This is a genomic window from Nocardia vulneris, from assembly GCF_001613425.1.
In the GTDB taxonomy this organism is placed as follows: domain Bacteria; phylum Actinomycetota; class Actinomycetes; order Mycobacteriales; family Mycobacteriaceae; genus Nocardia; species Nocardia vulneris.
On the sequence record NZ_BDCI01000041.1, the window covers coordinates 141,034 to 160,697 of the forward strand.

The following is a 19,664-nucleotide window of genomic DNA, read 5'->3' on the forward strand; positions in this document are numbered from 1 at the left end:
AGGGATAGCGTTAGATGTCTGCAGAAATGGCCCGTCGGACGGCCGACGAAATCAGCATGTTTCTCACCGAAACGCTCAGTGAATTACTCGATATTGCCAGCGATGATGTCGCATTGAGTGAGCCGTTTTCCAGTTTCGGTCTCACCTCCGCGGTGGCCTTGGTATTCGTCGGCAAGATTTCCACCTGGATGGGCAAGCCGCTCCCGCCGGATCTGCCCTGGGAATACCCGACCGTGCACGCGCTGGCCGAAGGATTGGCGGCCGCACAGGACGGCCCCGCCCCGCTGCCGCAAGACAGCGCCGAGCCGGTGCCCTCGGCCACCACGCGCCCGCACACCGGCCAAGAGCCGGTGGCGATCATCGGCATCGGCTGCGCCTACGCCGGCCTGCGCGGTCCCGAGCAGCTGTGGGAAACCCTCTGGCACGGAAAAGAATTGGTGGGTCAGGCACCGCGCAGCCGATACGATCGGCCGCAGGCCGCGGCGGGTGCCGACGTGCCGGACGAACATCGCACGCCATGGTTCGGCTCCTTCCTCGACGACCCTTATGCGTTCGACGCGAACTACTTCGGCATCTCCGACGCCGAGGCGGCCGTGATGGATCCGCAGCAGCGGCTGCTCGCCGAGACCGTCGCGGACGCGTTCGAGGACGCTGGCGTACCGATCGAGCGGCTCGCCGGGACCGCGACCGGCGCCTTCGTCGGCATCACCGCGGGTGAATACGCCCGCGGGGCCGGCCACGACCCGCACGCGGGGCTGCCGATCGCCGCCGTCACCGGGAATGCGGCCAGCATCGCGGCCAACCGCTTGTCCTACCTGTACGACCTGCGCGGGCCCAGCGTCAGCGTGGACACCGCGTGCTCGTCCTCGCTGGTCGCGCTGCATCTGGCGTTGCGCAGCCTGCACGACGGCGACTGCGACGTCGCCGTGGTCGGCGGCGTCAACCTGACGCTCGATCCGCATATCACCGCAGCGCTGGCCGAGGCGGGCATGATGGCCGCCGACGGACGCTGCAAAACCTTCGACGACCGCGCCGACGGCTATGTCCGCGGCGAGGGCAGCGCGGCCGTGGTGCTGAAGCCGCTGGCCCAGGCGGAGCGGGACGGCGACCGGGTGTACGCCGTACTGCTCGGCTCGGCGGTAAACCAGGACGGCCGCACCAACGGCCTCACCGCGCCGAGCTTCCAGTCCCAGGTCGACGTGCTGCGCCGGGCCTACCGGCGAGCCGGGGTCGATCCCCGCGACGTGCAGTACGTCGAAGCGCACGGCACCGGGACCATCCTGGGCGACGCCATCGAGGCCCGCGCGCTCGGCACCGTGTTCGGCGAGAACCGCACCGGCAGCGGCGAATTCCTGGTCGGTTCGGCCAAGACGGTGGTGGGCCACCTGGAGGCGGCCGCGGGTATCACCGGCCTGGTGAAAACCGCGCTGGCGCTGCACCACGGTCAGGTGCCCGCCCACCTGAACTTCGAATCGCCCAGCAAGCACATCGCTTTCGCGGACCTGCCGTTCGAGGTGCCGACCACGAGCCGGGACTGGCCCGCGCACGGCGGACGCGCGCTGGCCGGGGTGAGTTCCTTCGGCTTCGGCGGCACCAACGCGCACGCCGTGCTCACCGGTGCGCCCACCGGGCCGACGCGGACGCCGCCGCCGGTCCAGCCCGAAAAGCCCTATCTGGTCAGCCTTTCCGGGCGCAGCGAGCAGTCGACGCTGGCGCTGGTGGACAGCTGGCTGGACCTGTTGCGCGACGGTTCGGCGCCGCCGGTCGCCGAACTCGCGCAGACCTCCACCGCGCGCCGGGCGCAGCACCCCTTCCGGGTCGCGGTGCCCGCACGCGATCACGCGGACCTCGCGGATCAGCTCGCCGCGATCGCCGCCGGCGCGTTGCCGCTGGGCGCGGCGGCGGGCCGGGTGCCGCGCAGCGGTCCCGGCCAGGTGGGGTTCGTCTTCACCGGTCAGGGCAATCAGTGGGTAGGCATGGGCCGCAAGCTGATTCGTCAGCAACCTGCGTTCCGGGACGCACTGCTCGCGGTGGATCGTGAGCTGCGGATCGAACTCGGCTGGTCGACCTTCGCGGTGCTGGATCGCGGTAGCGACGCCGAAGCCCTGGCCGACACCGGCACCGCGCAGCCGGTGCTGTTCGCCCTCCAGGTCGCGCTCGCCGCCCTGTGGCGGTCGTGGGGGATCGTCCCCGCCGCGGTGGTCGGGCACAGTGTCGGCGAGGTCGCCGCTGCCCACGTGAGCGGTGCGATCGATCTGCGCACCGCCGCACAGATCATCGCGGCCCGCGCCAAAGCGACCGCGCGCCTGCGGGACAACGGCTGCATGGCCGTGGTGAACCTGCCCGCCGCGGAGCTGGAACTGCCGCCGCGCGTGCATCTGGCCGGCACGAACGGGCCCAAGTGGACGCTGATCTCGGGGCACACCGCCGCCGTCGACGGCTTCCTCGCCCGGCTCGACGCCGAACAGGTGATGACCCGGCGGCTGCCGGGCCGCTACGCCTTCCACTCCCCGCTGATGCTGGACTGCCTGCCGGAGTTCGTCGCCGACATGCCGTGCATCCAGCCGAGTTCGGGCAGTATCGCGTTCTACTCGACGGTCACCGGTGATCGGATCGACGGCACCCAGTTGAACGGCCTGTACTGGTCCGACCAGGTGGTGCGGCCGGTCGAGTTCGCCGCGGCGGTCGGTGCCATGATCGAGGCCAACGTCAGCTCCTTCGTCGAGATCGGCCCGCATCCGGCGCTCAACGGCATGCTGAAAAGCCTGCTCCGCCACCATGATCGGCCCGGCATCGCGGTGCCGTCGCTGGTCCGCGACATCGACGATCTCTCGGTGCTGCTGGCCGCGGTCGGCGAACTGCACGTGCGTGGTCACGAGGTCCGCTGGGCCGGGGTGGATCCGGTGGACCGGCCGGCGGCTCGGCTGCCGCTGTACCCGTACGACCGCAAGTCGTACCGGGTGGTCGACGGCGTGCCCAGTATCCAGTCCACCCCGGTGAGCCGGGCCACCGAACTGTTCGCCGCGGACGCGGACTATGTCGCCCCGCGTACCGAATACGAACAGGTCGTCGCCGAGATGTGGGCGGAGTTGCTCGGTCTCGAGCAGGTCGGCGTGTTCGAGAACTTCTTCCGCATCGGCGGCCATTCACTGGCCGCGACCCAGTTCGTGCGCAGGCTGCGCGAGCTCTTCGAGATCGAGTTCGCCCTCCGGCGCATGTTGCTGGAGCCGACCGTCGCCCAGGTGGCCGCGGCGCTGGAGGAACTCATGGTCGAGCAGGCCGATGCCCTTTTGGAGACCGCTCATGAACTCACCAGCTAGCAGCCTGGCCCTCGCGCGCCTGCGGGAACGCCGCGCGGCCGGCCTGGCCACCACCACCGTTCCGCTGCGCGAGGGCGCGGGCCCGTTCCCGGTCACCCGAGCCCAGCGCGGCATCTGGCTGCACGAGCAGCTGGCCGGCCATCCCGCGATCTACCATGTGCCGCTCGGCATCCGGATCGACGGACCGCTCGACGCGGCGGCCCTGCGCGCGGCGGCGAATGCCGTGACGAGCCAGCACCACGCGCTGCGCACGATTTTCACCGAGACGCCCGACGGACTGCGGGCCGAGATCGTCGAGACCGACGGCGCCGATTGGCAGACACCGGATCTGCGGCTGGTGCCCGCGAAATCCCGGGCGGCGGCGGTCGATCAGTTGCTCGAGACGCTGGCGACCGCGCCGTTCGAGCCGGCGACACGGCCACCCGTGCGCTGGGCGCTGATCCGGCTGGCCGAGCAGCAGTGGCTGCTCGCGGTCGTCGCGCATCACCTGGTCCTGGACGGACTTTCGATCGCGCTGCTGTTCGATCAGCTCTGGCTGGCCTACGGCGCACTGCGCCGCGGTGCGGAGACCGTGTTGTCCGCGCCGCCGCGGCAGTACGCCGACTATGCGGTGTGGAGCGCCGAACACGGTGCTCCGGCCACCCAGGCGGCCGCCGCCGAGCGCCGTGCCGCGCTCCTGCGCGGGGCGCCGCCGTTGGATATCGCGATCGGCAGACGGCCCCGGCGCGTCGGGAACAACGGTGCGCGCGTCGAGGATTCGTTTCCGCGCGAGGTGAGCGCGGCGGTGCGGGCCGCCGCCGCGGCCAATGGCGTGCCGCCGTTCGTCTTCCTGCTCGCCTGCTACGAGCTGATCCTGGCCCACCGCTACGGTCGGTCCGACTTCTGTGTCGGCATCCCGATGGCGGCCCGGCCGTATGCCGAATTGGCCAAGACCATCGGGCATTTCGTGAACACGGTGCCGGTGCGCGCCGATGTCGCGCCCGGCCAGACCTTCCTGGATCTGCTGCATCGCACGCGCGATACCGCGATGGCGGCCTACGACGACGAGACCGTGCCGTTCGAGCGGATCGTCGAAGCGATCGGCGGGCCGTGGGATCCGGCCTACAGCCCCGTGTTCCAGACTTTGTTCGTCCAGCAGGTGCTCGAGCGCCCCGATCTGAGCGAATGGGGCCTGACCGTCGACTGGCACACCATCGATACCGGCGCGACGCTGTACGACCTGGTCATGCACGTCGCCGAGACGGGCTCGGAGCTGGTCGTGCAGCTCACCTACAACTCGGCACTGCTGACCGCGACCGCGGCCGCCGATCTGGCGCTGGATTTCCGTACGGTGGCAGCCGCCGCGGCCGCGGCTACCCCGACGACCAGAATCGACGATCTGCTCGCCGGCCTCCCGGTGCGGACGTACGAGGCGCGCGATCTCGGCGGTGCGGAGGATTCGCTCGAACCCGAAGCGGCCCCGTTCGAGGCCCCGATCGGCGAGCGGGAGATCCGGCTGGCCGCACTGTGGTCCGCGGCGTTGGAGCGTCCGGAGATCGGTCGCCACGACGACTTCTTCCTGCTCGGTGGTACTTCGCTGGCGGCGACCCGGGTGATCTCGCAGATCCTCGACGAGTTCGGGGTGAGCGTCTCGCTGCGCGAGTTGTTCGAGAGCCCGACCATCGTCACGGCGGCCCGTCTGATCGAAGCCGCTGCCGCGCAGGAGGAGTCGTTGCCGCCGCTGCGCGCGCTGCCGCGCGCCGAGGACGAACTGCTCGCGGTTTCCTATGCCCAGGAGCGGCTCTGGTTCCTGGAGACCCTCGATCCCGGCAACGCGACCTACATCATGCCCGGCGGGCTGCGGCTGCGCGGCGTGCTCGACGTCGCCGCGCTGGAACACGCACTGGCACAGGTGGAGCAGCGGCACGAGGTGCTGCGCAGCGTTTACCGGACCACCCCGGACGGACAGCTGCGCCAGCTGATCCGCCCGTATACCGCACGGCCGCTGGAGATTACGGATCTGAGCGCCCTTCCGGCAGCGGCTCGGCCCGGCGCCGAGGCAGACCTCGCGACCCAGGTGTACCGAGCGCCGTTCGACCTGGCGGAAGGCCCGGTCTGGCGGTACCACCTGATCAAATCCGGCCCCGGCGAATACCTGCTCGCTATGGCGCTGCACCACATCGTGTGCGACGCCTGGTCGATCGCGGTACTGAGCCAGGAGGTCTCGGCGCACTACCGCGCCCGCACCGACCGGGACTTCGCACCACTGCCGCCGTTGCCGGTGCAGTACGCGGACTACGCGGGCTGGCAGCGCGAGAGCGCGACGAGTCTGGCCGGGCAACTGGACTTCTGGCGCGGTGAGCTCGCGGATCCGACGGTCACCGAGATCCCCGGCGACCGTCCGCGTCCGGCTCGGCGCACCTCGCGCGGCGCGGTGGCGCGCCATGCGATCGACCCGCAGGTGATGGCGCAGGTCCGCGCGCTTGCCGCCCGGCAGGGCGTCACGCCCTTCGCGGTGCTGCTCACGGCCTTCTACACGGTGCTGAATCGGTATACCCGCCAACCGGATCTGATCGTCGCGTCCCCGATCGCCGGACGGACCCGCTCGGCGGTCGAGCCCCTGGTCGGATGCTTCTTGAACACGCTGGCGCTGCGCACCCAGGTCGACCCGGAGGAAACCTGCACCGGCTTGATCGCCCGCGTCGGGCGGACCGTGCTCGCGGCGCACGCGAACCAGGATCTGCCGTTCGAGAAGGTCATCGAGGCGATGGTGCCGCACCGGGACCTGAGCCGGACCCCGCTGGCCCAGGTCATGTTCAACTACCTGAACACGCCGCCGCCCACGCTCGACATGGCCGGACTCGAGGTCGAATTGGTCGACGCCCCACGGGCGACCGCCAAGATGGACTTCGATCTCACCGTCGACGAAACCGACGGCACCGCCAAGCTGAGTCTCGAATACAGCCTCGACCTCTACGACGAGCCCAGCGCCGACCGGGCCCTGCGCCACTACGCGACCGCGCTGGCCGCGATCGTGGCGGACCCCGAACAGCTCGTCGGCGCGATCGTGCTGGAGCGGACCGAACCGACTGCGGGCGAGCCGGATTGGGAGCTGCCCGGAACCGCGCTCGTGCCGGTGGCGGAGCCCGGCGAGCGTCTGATCGATCGTTTGGACGCGGTGATCGATGTGCGCGCCGAGGCACCGGCGGTGCGCGGCGGCGAGCGCATCACCAGCTACGCCGAACTGGACCTGCTCACCGCAGCCATTGCCAAGCAGCTCATCGGCGCCGGGTTGGACGGCAGCCGAGTCGCGCTGCTCTACGACCACACGCCGGAGAGTTTCGTCGCGGTGTGGGCGGCGCTGCGCGCGGGCGTGGCCTACGTCCCGCTCGATCCGCGGGCCCCCGAGGCCCGGCTGATCGAGATCCTCGAGGAAGCCGAGGTGTCCGCGCTGGTGTGTGATCCGGCGCTGACCGCGCTCGCGCGGTCCGTCGCGGGCGGCGCGCACGTGTTCGCCGTCGCGGCGCGGGCCGATCATCCGGACCCCGCACTCGGCGCGGTGCCCACCAACGACCTGTCGACGTGGGCGAAATCGCATATCAGCGCCGACGATTTCGCCTACATCCTGCATACGTCCGGGTCCACCGGACGCCCGAAAGGTGTGGCGCAGAGCCGCGGTAACGCGTTGGCGCACGCGGTGACCTACGCGCGACGGCTACGCCTCGGCCCCGACGATGTCGTCGCCGCCCCCGCGCGATACACCTTCGACGCCGGTGTGCTGAATTCGTTCGGCGCGGCGGTGGCGGGTGCCCAACTGTGCGTGATCGATCCGCACGACTACGGTCCGGCCGCCTTGCGCGCGGAGATCGAACGCGCCGGGATCACTGTCCTGCACTGCACCCCTACGCTTTTCCGCTACCTGCTGAGCGACGCCGACGGGCCGTGGACACCGCAGGCGTTGCGCCTGGTCGCGCTCGGCGGCGAGGAGGTGGTGCGTGGCGATGTCACCGACTTCGGCAAGCACTTCACCGCCGCCTGCCGGCTGGTGAGTCTGTACGGACCGTCGGAATGCTCGGTGGCGTTGCAGCACATCGTTTCTCCCGCGGACGCGGATCGCGCGGGCGTGCCGATCGGCCGTCCGGTCGAGGGGGTGGCGGTGGACCTGGTGGATGCCGCGGGCCGGCCCACCGAGGTGTACGGCGAGATCGCGCTGCGCAGTTCCCATGTGGCCCTCGGCTATTGGCATCGACCCGAACTCACCGAGCGGGCGTTCGGCACCGGCCGCGACGGCGTGCCGTACTACCGCACGGGCGATCTGGCCCGGCGCCTGCCCGACGGCAAGCTGGTCTTCGTCGGCCGCAAGGACCGGCAGGTGAAAATTCGCGGCCACCGGGTGGAGCCGGGAGAGGCGGAGACCTTCCTGCGGGCACACCCGACGGTCGCCGAAGCGGCCGTGGTGCTCGACGCCGAGGCCGAGGTGCCGCGGTTGGTCGCCTATCTCACCCAGGAGGGCCCGCTCGAGCCCGACTACCTGGAGTTGTCGGCGTTCCTGCGAACCAGGCTGCCCGACTACATGATTCCGTCGGCGTACATGGTGCTCGACCGGCTGCCGCGTGGCCTCACGGGCAAGCTGGATCGGGCCAAGCTGCCCAGGATCGCCCCGGCCGCGCCGCCGGTGTACATCGCGCCGAGCACCGAACTGGAGCGCATCGTCGCCGAGGTGTGGACGCAGGTGCTCGACCGCGAGGTCGGTCTGGGGCAGAACTTCTTCGATCTGGGCGGGCATTCGCTCGCGGTGGCCCGGGTGCGTGGCCTGCTGGAGCGGCGGCTCGGCATCGAACTGGCGATGACCGACCTGTTCGCCGCGCCGACCGTCGACGGACTCGCGAAAGCCCTGGCCGGTCGGGCGAGTGCGCCGGCGGAGGGGGACCGCGGGCTCGACCGGCGTGCGGCCGCCGCGCGCCGGCGGGCACACCGCCAGAGCGCGGAGGCACCCGCGCCGCACCTGTCCGACGACGAGAGCAGGGACCCGCGATGACGCACGACGACAACGATTTCCGGATCGCCGTGATCGGCATGGCCTGCCGCTTCCCGGGCGCCGACACGGTCACCGAGTACTGGCGCAACCTGTGCGAGGGCCGGGAATCGGTGCGCCCGCTCGCGCCGGAGACCATGCCCGCCGACCCGCCCGCCGGTTATGTGCACGTGGGTGCGCTGCTGCCGGACGCGGACAAGTTCGATGCGGAGTTCTTCGACATGAGCCCGCGGGAGGTCCAGCTGACCGACCCGCAGCAGCGTTTGTTCCTGCTGTGCGCGTGGGAAGCCTTGGAGGACAGCGGCCGCCTCGCCACCGAGCATCCCGGCTCCGTCGGTGTTTTCGCGGGCGCGGGCCTGAGCACCTATCTGCTGCGCAACCTGGCCGGGCACGCGAGTCTGTTCCAGACCCCGAGTTCGCAACTGCACGCCCTGCACGGCAACGCTTCGGACTACCTGGCCACGAAGGTCTCCTACAAGCTCAACCTGACCGGACCGAGTTTCGCGGTGCAGACGGCGTGCTCCACCTCGCTGGTCGCGATTCACCAGGCGGCGCAGGCCCTGCTGGACTTCCAGTGCGATGTGGCGCTGGCCGGCGGTGCGAGCGTGCAGGTGCCGCAGCAAGCCGGTTACATCTACGAGGAGGGCTCGATCCTCTCCCCGGACGGGCACTGCCGGGCGTTCGACGCCGACGCCGGTGGCACCGTATTCGGTTCCGGCGTAGGCGTCGTCGTGCTCAAACGGCTTACCGACGCGCTCGCCGACGGCGACCGGGTGCACGCCGTGCTCCTCGGTTCCGCGGTGAACAACGACGGCGCCGACAAGATCGGCTACACCGCGCCGGGCATCGCGGGTCAGCGGGCCGTGATCCGAGAAGCCTTGTCGGCGGCCGGGATCGGTGCCGACACCATCGGCTACGTCGAAGCGCACGGCACCGGAACGAAACTGGGCGACCCGATCGAGATCGCGGCGTTGAGCGCCGCCTACCGCGAGCACACGGCGGCCACGCAGTACTGCGCGCTGGGTTCGGTGAAAACCAATGTCGGCCACTTGAATTCCGCGGGCGGTGTCGCCGGTTTCATCAAAGCGGTGCTCACGGTGCGTGACGGCCGCATCCCGGCCAGCCTGCACTACGCCAGGCCGAACCCCGAGATCGATTTCGCGTCCGGCCCGTTCTATGTGAACACCGAACTGAAAGAGTGGACCGCCGAGGTGCGCCGGGCCGGGGTGAGCGCGTTCGGTATCGGCGGCACCAACGCGCACGTCATCGTGGAACAGCCGCCGGTGCCCGCACCCGTCGCGGCGACGGGCGGCCCACGCGCGCTGTTGATCTCGGCGCGCACGCCGCAGGACGCCGACCGTGCCGCGGCGCGCCTGGCCGACCACCTCGACGACACCGACGTCGAATTGGCGGCCGTCGCACACACGTTGGCGCATCGTCGCCGCCGGTTCCCACATCGCCGCATGGTGGTGGCGAGCACGACGGCGCAGGCGGCCACGGCGCTGCGCAAGCCCGCGGCGGGCGAGGCGGTGCCCGCGCCGGCGGTGGCGTGGTTGTTCCCCGGGCAAGGGGTCGCACTCGGTGCGGCGGTACTCGAACTCGCGGCCACCGTCGGTCCGTTCGGCAGCCGCCTGCGCGAGTGCGCGGAGCTGCTCCGCGCGGACGGGTTCGAGCTGGACGCGGCGGTCCGGCAGGCCGAGGGCACCGAACAGACCCAGGTCGCGTTGTTCGCGGTGGAATACGCGCTGGCGGGCATGTGGCGCGAGTTCGGCGTCGCGCCGACGGAACTGCTGGGGCACAGCCTCGGCGAACTGGTCTGCGCCACCCTCGCCGGCGTCTTCGAACTGCCCGACGCGTTGCGCCTGGTGGCCGCGCGCGGCCGGATCATGGCGGCCGCGCCGCCCGGCGGTATGCTCGCGATCTCCCAGGGCGCGGACGCCGTCGCCGCACGCCTGCCGGAGGACGTGTGGCTGGCCGCGGACAATTCCGCGACCCGCTGCGTGGTCGCGGGCGCGCCCGCGGCATTGCTCCGGCTCTCGGAGGAGCTGTCCGCGGCAGGCGCGGCGAGCTCGCTGCTCCCGGTCGGGCATGCCTTCCACACGCCGCTGATGGACGAGGCCGCGGCGCGCTTCGCGGAACTGGTGCGTGGCGTGCCCCGCCGGGCGCCGCGAACATCGTTCTGGTCCACCGTGACCGGCGCCCCGATCACCGCCGAGCAAGCGGTGGACCCGGCGTACTGGGCCCGGCAGATGACCAGTACGGTGCGCTTCCGCGAGGCGGCCCTGGGCCTGCTCGCCCGTAATCTGTCCACCGTCGCGCTCGAGGTGGGCCCGGGCAAATCGCTGGTCTCGTTCCTGCGCACCGCCGATCGCGGGTCGGCCACGGTCGGCACGCTCGCCGTCGGCCTCGGGGCCGGTGCGCCGGAGTCGGCGATCGTCGAGGCGGCGGGTCGCCTGTGGTTGTCCGGCGTGGACGTCGACTTCGAGGCGATCTACGGCGACCGGACGCCCGCGACGGTCGGCCTGCCCACGTATCCCTTTGCGCTGAAGCGCTATTGGGTCGATCCGCCGGAGACCGCGCCGACGCGCTTTCGCACGGTCGAACAGACCCCGCCGGAGCCTGCCGCCCCCGAGGCGAGCGATGCCGCGGGCGCCGAGGAGGACGAGTTCGTCGCGGCGGTGCGCCAGCGCGTGCGCGCCGTGTGGTGTGCCGCCCTCGGCGTGGACGCGGTCGGCGTGGATGCGAATTTCTTCGAACTGGGCGGCGATTCGCTGCTGGCGGTGCACGTCGCCACCCAGCTGCGCGCCATCTTCCCGTTGGAACTCGCACTGGGCGAACTGTTCGCGGGTCCGACCGTCGCGGGGATGGCCGAGACCATCGCCGCGCACCTGATGCGACGGCTGGACGAGCTGTCCGACAGCGAGGTCGAACTGCTGCTGAATCAGCCCGGGGCGGCCGAAGAACGGAGCAACAATGCCTGAACTCGTCGATACCGGCGCCTCCCGCCGGGAATTGCTGCGGCGCTGGGCCGCGGGCAACACGCCGCGCGCGGCCATTCCGCGCCGACCCGATCCCACCGCGGCCGCCCCGCTTTCGGCCGCGCAACAGCGGATCTGGTTCCTGGAGCAGCTGTTCCCCGACCGGGCGACGTACACGATGCCGCTGGCCCTGCGCCTGCGCGGCCACCTGGATATCGCCGCATTACAGGGCGCACTGTCGCTGGTGGTGGCCAGGCACGCATCGCTGCGCACCAGTATCGAAGTGCGCGAGGGCATTCCGGTACAGGTGGTCGGGCCGGTGGCCCCGCTGCCGATGACCGTGGTGAACTCGGCGCAATTGGACCCCACGCAACCGCTCGCCGACGCGATGGCACAGGTCGAGCAGTTCAGCCGGACGGTGTTCGACCTGTCCGGTCCGCTGGTCGAGGTGCTGCTGGTGCGGCTCGGCGCGGACGACGCGATCTTCGCCGTCGCGATGCACCACATCATCTCCGACGGCTGGTCGCTCGGCGTGTTCGCCACCGAGCTGATGTCGGCCTACGCCGATCTCACCGCGGGCCGGCACGCGCCCGAGCTGCCGGAACTGCCGCTGCAGTATCCCGACTACGCCGTGTGGTTGCAGGATCTCGCGCAGCGCGACAAGTTCGGCGCCGACCTCGACTACTGGCGCGGCGTGCTCGGCGACGAGCCGCCGCTGGTGACGTTCCATCCCGATCGACCACGGGCGCTCGAACCGGAGAACCGCGGGGCGCGGGTGCTGTTCACGATTCCGGCCCCGGTGCTGGCCGGCCTGCGCCGCCTGGCCGACGAGGTCAGGGTGCACGACCGTCCCGCAACGCTGTTCATCGCGTTGATGGCGGGATTCAAAGCGCTGCTGCGGTATTACACCGGCGCGGAGGACATCACCGTCGGCACCCCGATCGCGGGCCGGACCCGGCCCGAGATCGAGCCGCTCATCGGATTCTTCGTCAACGCGCTCGCCTTGCGCACCGACCTGTCGGGGGCGCCGACGTTCCGGGAACTGCTGGTCCGTGAGCAGCGGGTGGTCTTCGACGCGTTCGATCACCAGGAAGCCCCGTTCGACCTGGTCGTCGAACACGTGCGCCCCGACCGGGAACTGAGCCATTCGCCGCTGTTCCGCACCGCCGTGGTGCTGCAGAACACCAGCCTGCCCGAACTCACCATCCCCGGCCTCGACGCCGAGTACGTCGAAGTGCATTCGGGCACCACGAAATTCGACGTGCTGGTGACCCTGCGGCAGGTCGGTGCCGAACTGGCGGGCGCGTTCGAATACGACGTCGATCTCTACGACGAGCCGACCGTGTCCGCGATCGCCCGGCACTTCGTCGCGTTGCTGACCGCGGTGGTCGCGGCACCGGATACCGCGCTCCCGGAGCTGGATTTCCTCGAAGCCGGCGAACGCCAGCGGGCGCTTGCCGCGGCGCTGCCGTGTGCGCCGGCCGCCGCGACGCGGCTCACGCTGCACGAGCTGTTCGCGGCCCAGGCGATCCAGACGCCCGAGTCGGTGGCGCTCACTTTCGGCGACAGCGCGCTGACCTATGCCGAACTCGCCTCCGCCGCAGACGGATTGGCGCGCCGACTGCGGGCGCGCGGCGTCGATCGCGGGTCCTTCGTCGGCATTCACCTGGAACGCTCCGCCGACGTGGTGGTGGCGATCCTCGCCGTGCTGCGCGCGGGTGCCGCCTACGTGCCGCTTGACCCGATGTATCCGGCGGATCGGATCGAGTTCATGATCGCCGATTCCGGTGCGCGCCTGGTGATCAGCCACAGCTCGCTGCTCTCGGCGACCGAGGGCGCGGGGCCGGAACTGCTGCTGATCGACGAGTCGCCCGCGGCATCCGTGCCGGATCTGCCGCCGGCGCAGGCGGAACCGCACGACCCGTGCTACGTCATCTACACCTCCGGATCGACGGGAGTGCCGAAGGGCGTCGTGATCGAGCACGCCAATGTGGTGCGGCTGTTCTCGACCACCGCCCGCTGGTACGACTTCGGCGCGCGGGACGTATGGACGATGTTCCACTCCTACTCCTTCGACTTCTCGGTCTGGGAAATGTGGGGCGCGCTGCTCTACGGCGGCCGACTGGTGGTGGTGCCCGGGTCGGTGAGCCGGTCCACCGCCGAGTTCGCGGAACTGCTTGCGCGCGAACAGGTCACGGTGCTGAACCAGACGCCGTCCGCGTTCACCCAGTTGCTGCGGGCGCTGGCGAGCGCGCCGGGCGCCGGACTCGCCGTGCGCTGGGTGATCTTCGGTGGCGAGGCGCTCGACCTCGCCACGCTCACCCCCTGGTTCGACCGGTTCGGCCAGGCCGCACGCCTGGTGAACATGTACGGCATCACCGAGACCACCGTGCACGTCACCTACCGCGAACTCACCAGGGCCGATGTGGAATCGGCGGCGGGCAGCCTGATCGGTGTGCCGCTGCCGGACCTCGGGGTGCTGATCGTCGACCCCGCGGGGCGTCCCGTGCCCGACGGCGTGGCAGGGGAGATGCTGGTGTCCGGCCCCGGCGTCGCTCGCGGCTACCTCAACCGGGACGAACTCACGGCCGAAAGGTTCGTGGCGAGCCCCGCGCTGGACGGCCGCCGCGTCTATCGCACCGGCGATCTGGCCCGTCGCCGCGCCGACGGTGACCTCGAGTACCTGGGCCGGATCGATCAGCAGGTCAAGGTGCGCGGCTTCCGGATCGAACTCGGCGAGATCGAGGCGGCGATCACCGCGCACCCGGGTGTGGACCAGTCGGTTGTGCTGGCGCGCAAGGACACCGGCGGAAACGTCGCGCTCGTCGCCTATTTCACGCCGGGCGACGTGACGGCGGACGCGGCGGACGCCGAACAGGATCAGGTCGCCAATTGGCAGGTCGTGTTCAACAGCACCTATCGGCAGGGACGTGAGGGCGACGCCGATTTCGATATCTCCGGCTGGAACAGCTCCTACACCAATGCCGCCATTCCCGAGGAGCACATGCGGGAGTGGGTCGAGGCGACGGTCGCGGCCGTGCGGTCGCTCGCGCCGCGCCGGATTCTCGAAATCGGTTGCGGCACCGGCCTGCTGCTGTCCCGTCTGGCGCCGCGGTGCGAGGTCTACGACGCCACCGACGTGTCCGCCTCCGCCATCGCGAACGTCCGGGCGAAGATCGTCGACCCCGATCCAGGGCTGGCGCACGTCCGGCTGGAGCTGTGCGCCGCCGACGAACTGCCCGCCGACCTCGCCGGTTCCTACGATGTCGTGCTGATCAACTCGGTGGTGCAGTACTTCCCGAGCGCCGACTACCTCCGCCGGGTGCTGCACGATGCGGCCGAACTGCTCGCTCCCGACGGTGTGCTGTTCGTCGGCGACGTCCGCGATCTGTTGCTCAGCGAATCGTTCCACGCGACGGTCGAGGCGACCAACGCACCGACCGCGAGTGCGAGCGAACTCGCGCCCGCGGTCCGCGCGGCGCTCGATCGGGACGCCGAATTGGTGATCTCGCCGAAGTTTTTCGAGGATTTCGTCGCCGCGAGCCCCGTGCTGACCGGCAGCCGTTTCCGGCTCGAGCGCGGTGTGCAGCTCAACGAGATGTCCCGATTCCGTTACGACGCCGTGCTCTACGCGGGCGCCCGCGGACTTCCGGTGCGGCCCAAGGTGCTCGACGCGACGACGACGCCGCAGCGACTGGCCGAAGTGCTGGAACAGGACCGGCCCGCGGCCGTGCTCGTCACCGATGTGCTCGATGCCCGGGTGGCCGGACCGCTCGCGGTGGTCGAGGAGCTGCGGCGCGGCCGGGCGAGCGCCGCCCAGATCCGCTCCGTACTGGCCGATTCCGGCGGCGTGAGTCCCGAGGACTATCTCGCGCTCGCCGACCGGATGCCCTATCGGATCGAGGCGCTGCGCCGCCCCGGCGGGCGCTACGACGTCGTGGCGACCGGCTGGGATGTCGCACTGTCCGGTGCACCGGCGCGGGCCGCCGAGTGGCCCGAGGATCAGATCGTCTCGGATCCGCTGCGGGTCAAGGCGCGCGACGATCTCGTGGTCGACGTGCGGGCTCACCTGGCGCGCCGGCTGCCGCAGCACATGGTGCCTGCGGCGGTGCTGGTGCTGGACGAATTCCCGTTGACCACCAACGGAAAGCTGGACCGTCGCGCGCTGCCCGCACCGGTGCTGCGCCGGAATCCGGTGGCCTACGAGCCGCCGCGCACGCCGCTCGAACAGCGGGTCGCGGGCGTTTTCGCGCAGGTGCTCGGCATTCCCCGGGTCGGGCGGGAAGACAACTTCTTCGATCTCGGCGGTCACTCACTGCTGGCCGCGCAGCTCATCCTGCGCCTGAAAGAGACGTTCGGCGAAGACATTCCGCTCGGCTCGCTGTTCGCCCGGCCGACGGTCGCCGGTGTGGTGGCGCTGCTGGCGGGGGAGGCGTCGACGGAGGAGGCGATCGACCTGGCCGCCGAGGTGGCCGCCGTCGTCGAATCCTGGCCCGCCGGACCATGGACCACCGCCCGGCCGCACACGGGAGAGGTGCTGCTCACCGGCGCGACCGGCTTCGTCGGCGCGTTCCTGCTCCGGGAACTGCTGGAGCGCACCGAATCCCGGGTGCACTGCCTGGTCCGCGCGGACACCCCGGAGGCGGGCCTGGCCCGGCTCGCGGCGACCTTCGACACCTACGAGCTGCCGCGTACCGCGTTCGACCGGGTCGTGCCGGTACTCGGTGATCTGGGCGAACCACGACTCGGCTTGAGCGAGAAGCAGTTCCTGCTGCTCGGCCGCACGATCGACGCGATCTATCACAACGGCGCGCACGTGAATTTCGCGCTGCCGTACCAGGTGCTGGCGGCGGCCAATGTGCGCGGCACCGATGAACTCCTCACCCTGGCCAGGAACAGCGGTGCGCCACTGCATTTCGTGTCGTCGCTGTATGTGCTCGGCCCCGGCGACGCGGTGGACGGCCGGGTCGCCGAACGGCTGCCCGCGCAGGACCCGTCGCAACTGTCGCTGGGCTACCTGCGCAGCAAGTGGGTCGCCGAACGGCTGGTCTGCGCGGCCGGTGCGCGCGGCTTGCCGGTCACCGTGTTCCGGCTCGGTCGCATCGGCGGCGACAGCCGCACCGGCGCCTGCCAGACCAGCGACTTCTTCTGGCTGCTGGTCAAAGCCAGCCAGGAGGTCGGCCGCGCGCCCGAGGTGGACTTCGCGGTGGATCTCGCGCCGGCCGACTTCACCGGCGCGGCCATGGTCGAACTGGCCCGCGACACCCGGCCCGGCACGCACATCTATCACGTGCGTAACCCCGCGCCGGGATCGTTCGCCGACGCCGTCGGCTGGCTGCGGGCGAGCGGCACGCCGGTGCGGCTGGTGCCCCTGGACGAGTGGCGTGCCGCGATCGCCGCGCACGCGGCCGAGACGGGCCCGGGCTCGGCGTCCTACAGCGTGCTGAGCCTGTTGAACGCGGGTGACGGGCTGACGCCGCTGATCCAGTTCGAGGTGGACGACGCGGTGACCGCGCTGGAACAGGTCGGTGTGCACTGCCCGCCGGTCGCGCACGACCTGTTCACCCGCTACCTGGATTACTTCCGCAAGGTCGGCTTCCTCGCCGCACCGTCACCACAGGAGGTCGGAGTATGACCACGACACTGCTCACCGGGGGCGATATCGAATACGACACGCTGGTACGCGCGCTGACCAGGCAGGCCGCCCAGCATCCGGACCGGCTCGCCTACAGCTTCCTGAGCTATCCCGATTCGACCTCCGCGATCGGGGTCACGGAGTCGCTCACCTACGCCGAGATCGACCGTGCGGCAAGGGCGTACGCGGCCACGCTGCTCCAGGTGGCGCACCCGGGGGACCGGGCGGTGCTGCTGTTGCCGCCGGGCCTGGAGTACGTGAAAGCGTTCTTCGGCTGCCTGTACGCCGGCATCATCGCGGTGCCGCTGTATCCGCCGAGCGCGCACAACTCCAACGGCCGGATCGACGCGGTGTGCGTCGACGCCGACCCGGCGTGTCTCGTCACCACCGACGACGCACTGCCCGATGTGACCGCGTGGCTGGATAATTCGCCGACCGACACCACCCGGCTGATCGTGACCACCGGCGAGGTGAACGCGCGGCTGGCAACCGACTGGGAGCCGGTGCTGGTCGACCGGGAACAGATCGCGTTGCTGCAGTACACCTCCGGCTCCACGCGCACCCCCGCGGGCGTGATGGTGCCGCACCGCGGCCTGCTCGCCAACGCCAGGCAGACCTACCAGATGATGTACCACGTCGGGGTGGGCCCCGAGGACGAGGTCGGCTTCGTCAGCTGGCTGCCGCTGTTCCACGACATGGGCCTGATGGTCGGCGTCATCATGCCGATCATCAACGGCCACGGCGTGGTTCAGATGTCGCCCACCTCGTTCCTGCGCCGCCCGCAACGCTGGCTGCGCGCGATCAGCGACCATCCCGCACAGGTCTTCGCCGCCTCCCCGAACGTGGGCTACGAACTGTGCGCCGAACGGGTCGGCCCCGAAGAACTCGACGGCGTCGACCTGAGCCGCTGGCGCTACGCCCTGTCGGGGGCCGAGCCGGTGCGGGTCAGCACGATCCGGAAGTTCTACGCCGCCTTCGCCGGACACGGCCTGTCCGAGTCGAGCCTGATCGCCGGATACGGTCTGGCCGAGGCGACCCTGCTGGTCTCGGTGAACTGGCGCACCCTGTCCGGCGTGCAGACCGTCACGGTGGACCGCACGGCGCTCGCCGCGGGGTCCGTGGTGCTCGCGCCGGACGGCGCGGACATCGTGAGCGGCGGCGCTCCGGCACCCGGTACGGCGGTGCAGATCGTCGATCCGGACACCAGGGAGCCGCTGCCCGAGAACCGGCTCGGCGAGATCTGGGTGCACGGACCGTCGCTCTGCTCCGGCTACTTCAACCGGCCCGCGGAGACCGAAGCGACGTTCCGGGGCGAACTCTCGCCGCGCGACGGCAAGTACTACCTGCGCACCGGCGACATCGGATTCCTGCACGACGGGGAGGTCTATCCGACCACCCGGCTCAAGGACCTGATCATCATCGACGGCCGCAACTACTACCCGCCGGATCTGGAAGACGCCGCGGAGCAGGCGCATCCGCTGGTGCTGCCGGGGCGCTGCTCGGCCTTCTCCATCGAGGTCGGTGTGCAGGAGAAGATCGTGGTGCTGGTCGAGGCCAGAATTCCCGCCGACGACGCGACGACGGCGCGGGAACTGCGCAACGCCGTGCGCGAGGCCATCTTCCGGGTGCACGACGTCGGCGTGCACGAGGTGCTGCTGCTGAGCCCCGGCGGGATTCCCCGCACGTCGAGCGGCAAGATCCAGCGTTCGGCGTCGCGCACCGCCTACCTCGACGGCACGCTCCGGGTGCGAGGCGAGAAATGACCACGGCACTGTCCACCCACGGCGACAAGCTGACCTGCTTCACCGCCGCGCTGGCGAGCGCACTGCTGGCCCGCGGCGAAACCCGGTGGTGGCGGCCGCTGCTCGCGGGCGGCCCGACCCTCGCGGTCACCCCCGCCGAGCAGGACCTGCTGCTGTTCGAACACGATGCCACCGCACCGCTGCCCGCGCTGGGGTTCGGCGTGCACGGCGACGACGACTGGGCCACCGCGTACCACGCGCTGGAGGAGCAGGTGGCCGCGCACGGTTCGGTCGTGCTACTCGCCGATATCTTCCACTTGCCCTGGCAGCACGGCTATCAGAAATGGCACGCGCCGCACTGGCTGGCCATCGTGGCCACCGTCGACGGCTGGGTGGTGGAGGACCCGCTCACGATGACCACCGAACTCGGACTGCAAGCCGGACAACGGGTTCCGGTGCTCTCGGCCGCCGAACTGCGGGAGTGGTCGGTGAGCCTCGGCCCCGGTGACACGGTCGCGCTGCTGCGCGAACAAGCGATGGCGGGCACCTCGGAGATCCAGGTGGGCCGGACCTATCGCTGGCTGCAGACCCGCCCTGCCGAACTGCGCGCGCCGCGCGCCGACCGGCTGGTGGGTGCGGATGCGCTGGTGGCACTGGCGAGCCGCTACCAATTCGCTTCGACCCCAGACGATTTCACCCAGCTCGACGACCTGTGGCAGGCCCTGCGGCACCGTGAACTGCTGCTGTGGGCGGCGGAATTCGACGACGAGGTGCTCGACGACGCGGGCCGCGAACACTGGGAGCGGGCGGTAGCCCTGTGGCGCAAACTACCGCCGCTGCTGATGCACGCCCGGATGCGGGCCGCCGCGGGCGGCACCGTGCAGACCGCGCGCATCGCCGAAAACCTGCTCGCGCTGGCCGAATACGAAGGCAAGCACCAGGCCTTCGTGCACCGCCGGCCGGAAGGAGCGTAGC

At 70.7% G+C, this 19,664-nt stretch carries 6 protein-coding genes; all 6 read left to right on the top strand.

Features of this window, described 5'->3' with window-relative positions; translation table 11 throughout:
• Positions 1-56 precede the first annotated feature (56 nt).
• Genes NVU01S_RS35340 through NVU01S_RS35365 form a run of 6 tightly spaced genes read left to right on the top strand, consistent with a single transcriptional unit; the run spans position 57 to position 19,663 of the window.
• Positions 57-3,320 (top strand): beta-ketoacyl synthase N-terminal-like domain-containing protein, encoded by a 3,264-nt coding sequence (locus tag NVU01S_RS35340; protein WP_280140708.1) that lies wholly within the window; start codon positions 57-59, stop codon positions 3,318-3,320.
• Complete coding sequence (locus NVU01S_RS35345) at positions 3,304-8,337, top strand: non-ribosomal peptide synthetase (protein ID WP_052280247.1); 5,034 nt, start codon at positions 3,304-3,306, stop codon at positions 8,335-8,337. The genes NVU01S_RS35340 and NVU01S_RS35345 overlap by 17 nt, the downstream gene beginning before the upstream one ends.
• Entirely contained in the window at positions 8,334-11,315 is a 2,982-nt protein-coding gene (locus NVU01S_RS35350) for a type I polyketide synthase (protein ID WP_043665387.1), read from the top strand. Before NVU01S_RS35345 ends, NVU01S_RS35350 begins: the two co-directional genes overlap by 4 nt.
• On the top strand, positions 11,308-16,947 hold the full coding sequence (locus NVU01S_RS35355) for a non-ribosomal peptide synthetase (RefSeq protein WP_052280246.1): 5,640 nt from the start codon (positions 11,308-11,310) through the stop codon (positions 16,945-16,947). Before NVU01S_RS35350 ends, NVU01S_RS35355 begins: the two co-directional genes overlap by 8 nt.
• On the top strand, positions 16,944-18,710 hold the full coding sequence (locus NVU01S_RS35360; protein ID WP_052280245.1) for a fatty acyl-AMP ligase: 1,767 nt from the start codon (positions 16,944-16,946) through the stop codon (positions 18,708-18,710). The genes NVU01S_RS35355 and NVU01S_RS35360 overlap by 4 nt, the downstream gene beginning before the upstream one ends.
• Complete coding sequence (locus NVU01S_RS35365; RefSeq protein WP_052280244.1) at positions 18,707-19,663, top strand: hypothetical protein; 957 nt, start codon at positions 18,707-18,709, stop codon at positions 19,661-19,663. The genes NVU01S_RS35360 and NVU01S_RS35365 overlap by 4 nt, the downstream gene beginning before the upstream one ends.
• Position 19,664: the final 1 nt, after the last annotated feature.

Excerpts from the sequence above, each read along its gene's own strand:
- NVU01S_RS35340 (WP_280140708.1), top strand. The coding sequence starts at position 57 with ATGTTTCTCACCGAAACGCTCAGTGAATTACTCGATATTGCCAGCGAT.
- NVU01S_RS35345 (WP_052280247.1), top strand. The coding sequence starts at position 3,304 with ATGAACTCACCAGCTAGCAGCCTGGCCCTCGCGCGCCTGCGGGAACGC.
- NVU01S_RS35350 (WP_043665387.1), top strand. The coding sequence starts at position 8,334 with ATGACGCACGACGACAACGATTTCCGGATCGCCGTGATCGGCATGGCC.
- NVU01S_RS35355 (WP_052280246.1), top strand. The coding sequence starts at position 11,308 with ATGCCTGAACTCGTCGATACCGGCGCCTCCCGCCGGGAATTGCTGCGG.
- NVU01S_RS35360 (WP_052280245.1), top strand. The coding sequence starts at position 16,944 with ATGACCACGACACTGCTCACCGGGGGCGATATCGAATACGACACGCTG.
- NVU01S_RS35365 (WP_052280244.1), top strand. The coding sequence starts at position 18,707 with ATGACCACGGCACTGTCCACCCACGGCGACAAGCTGACCTGCTTCACC.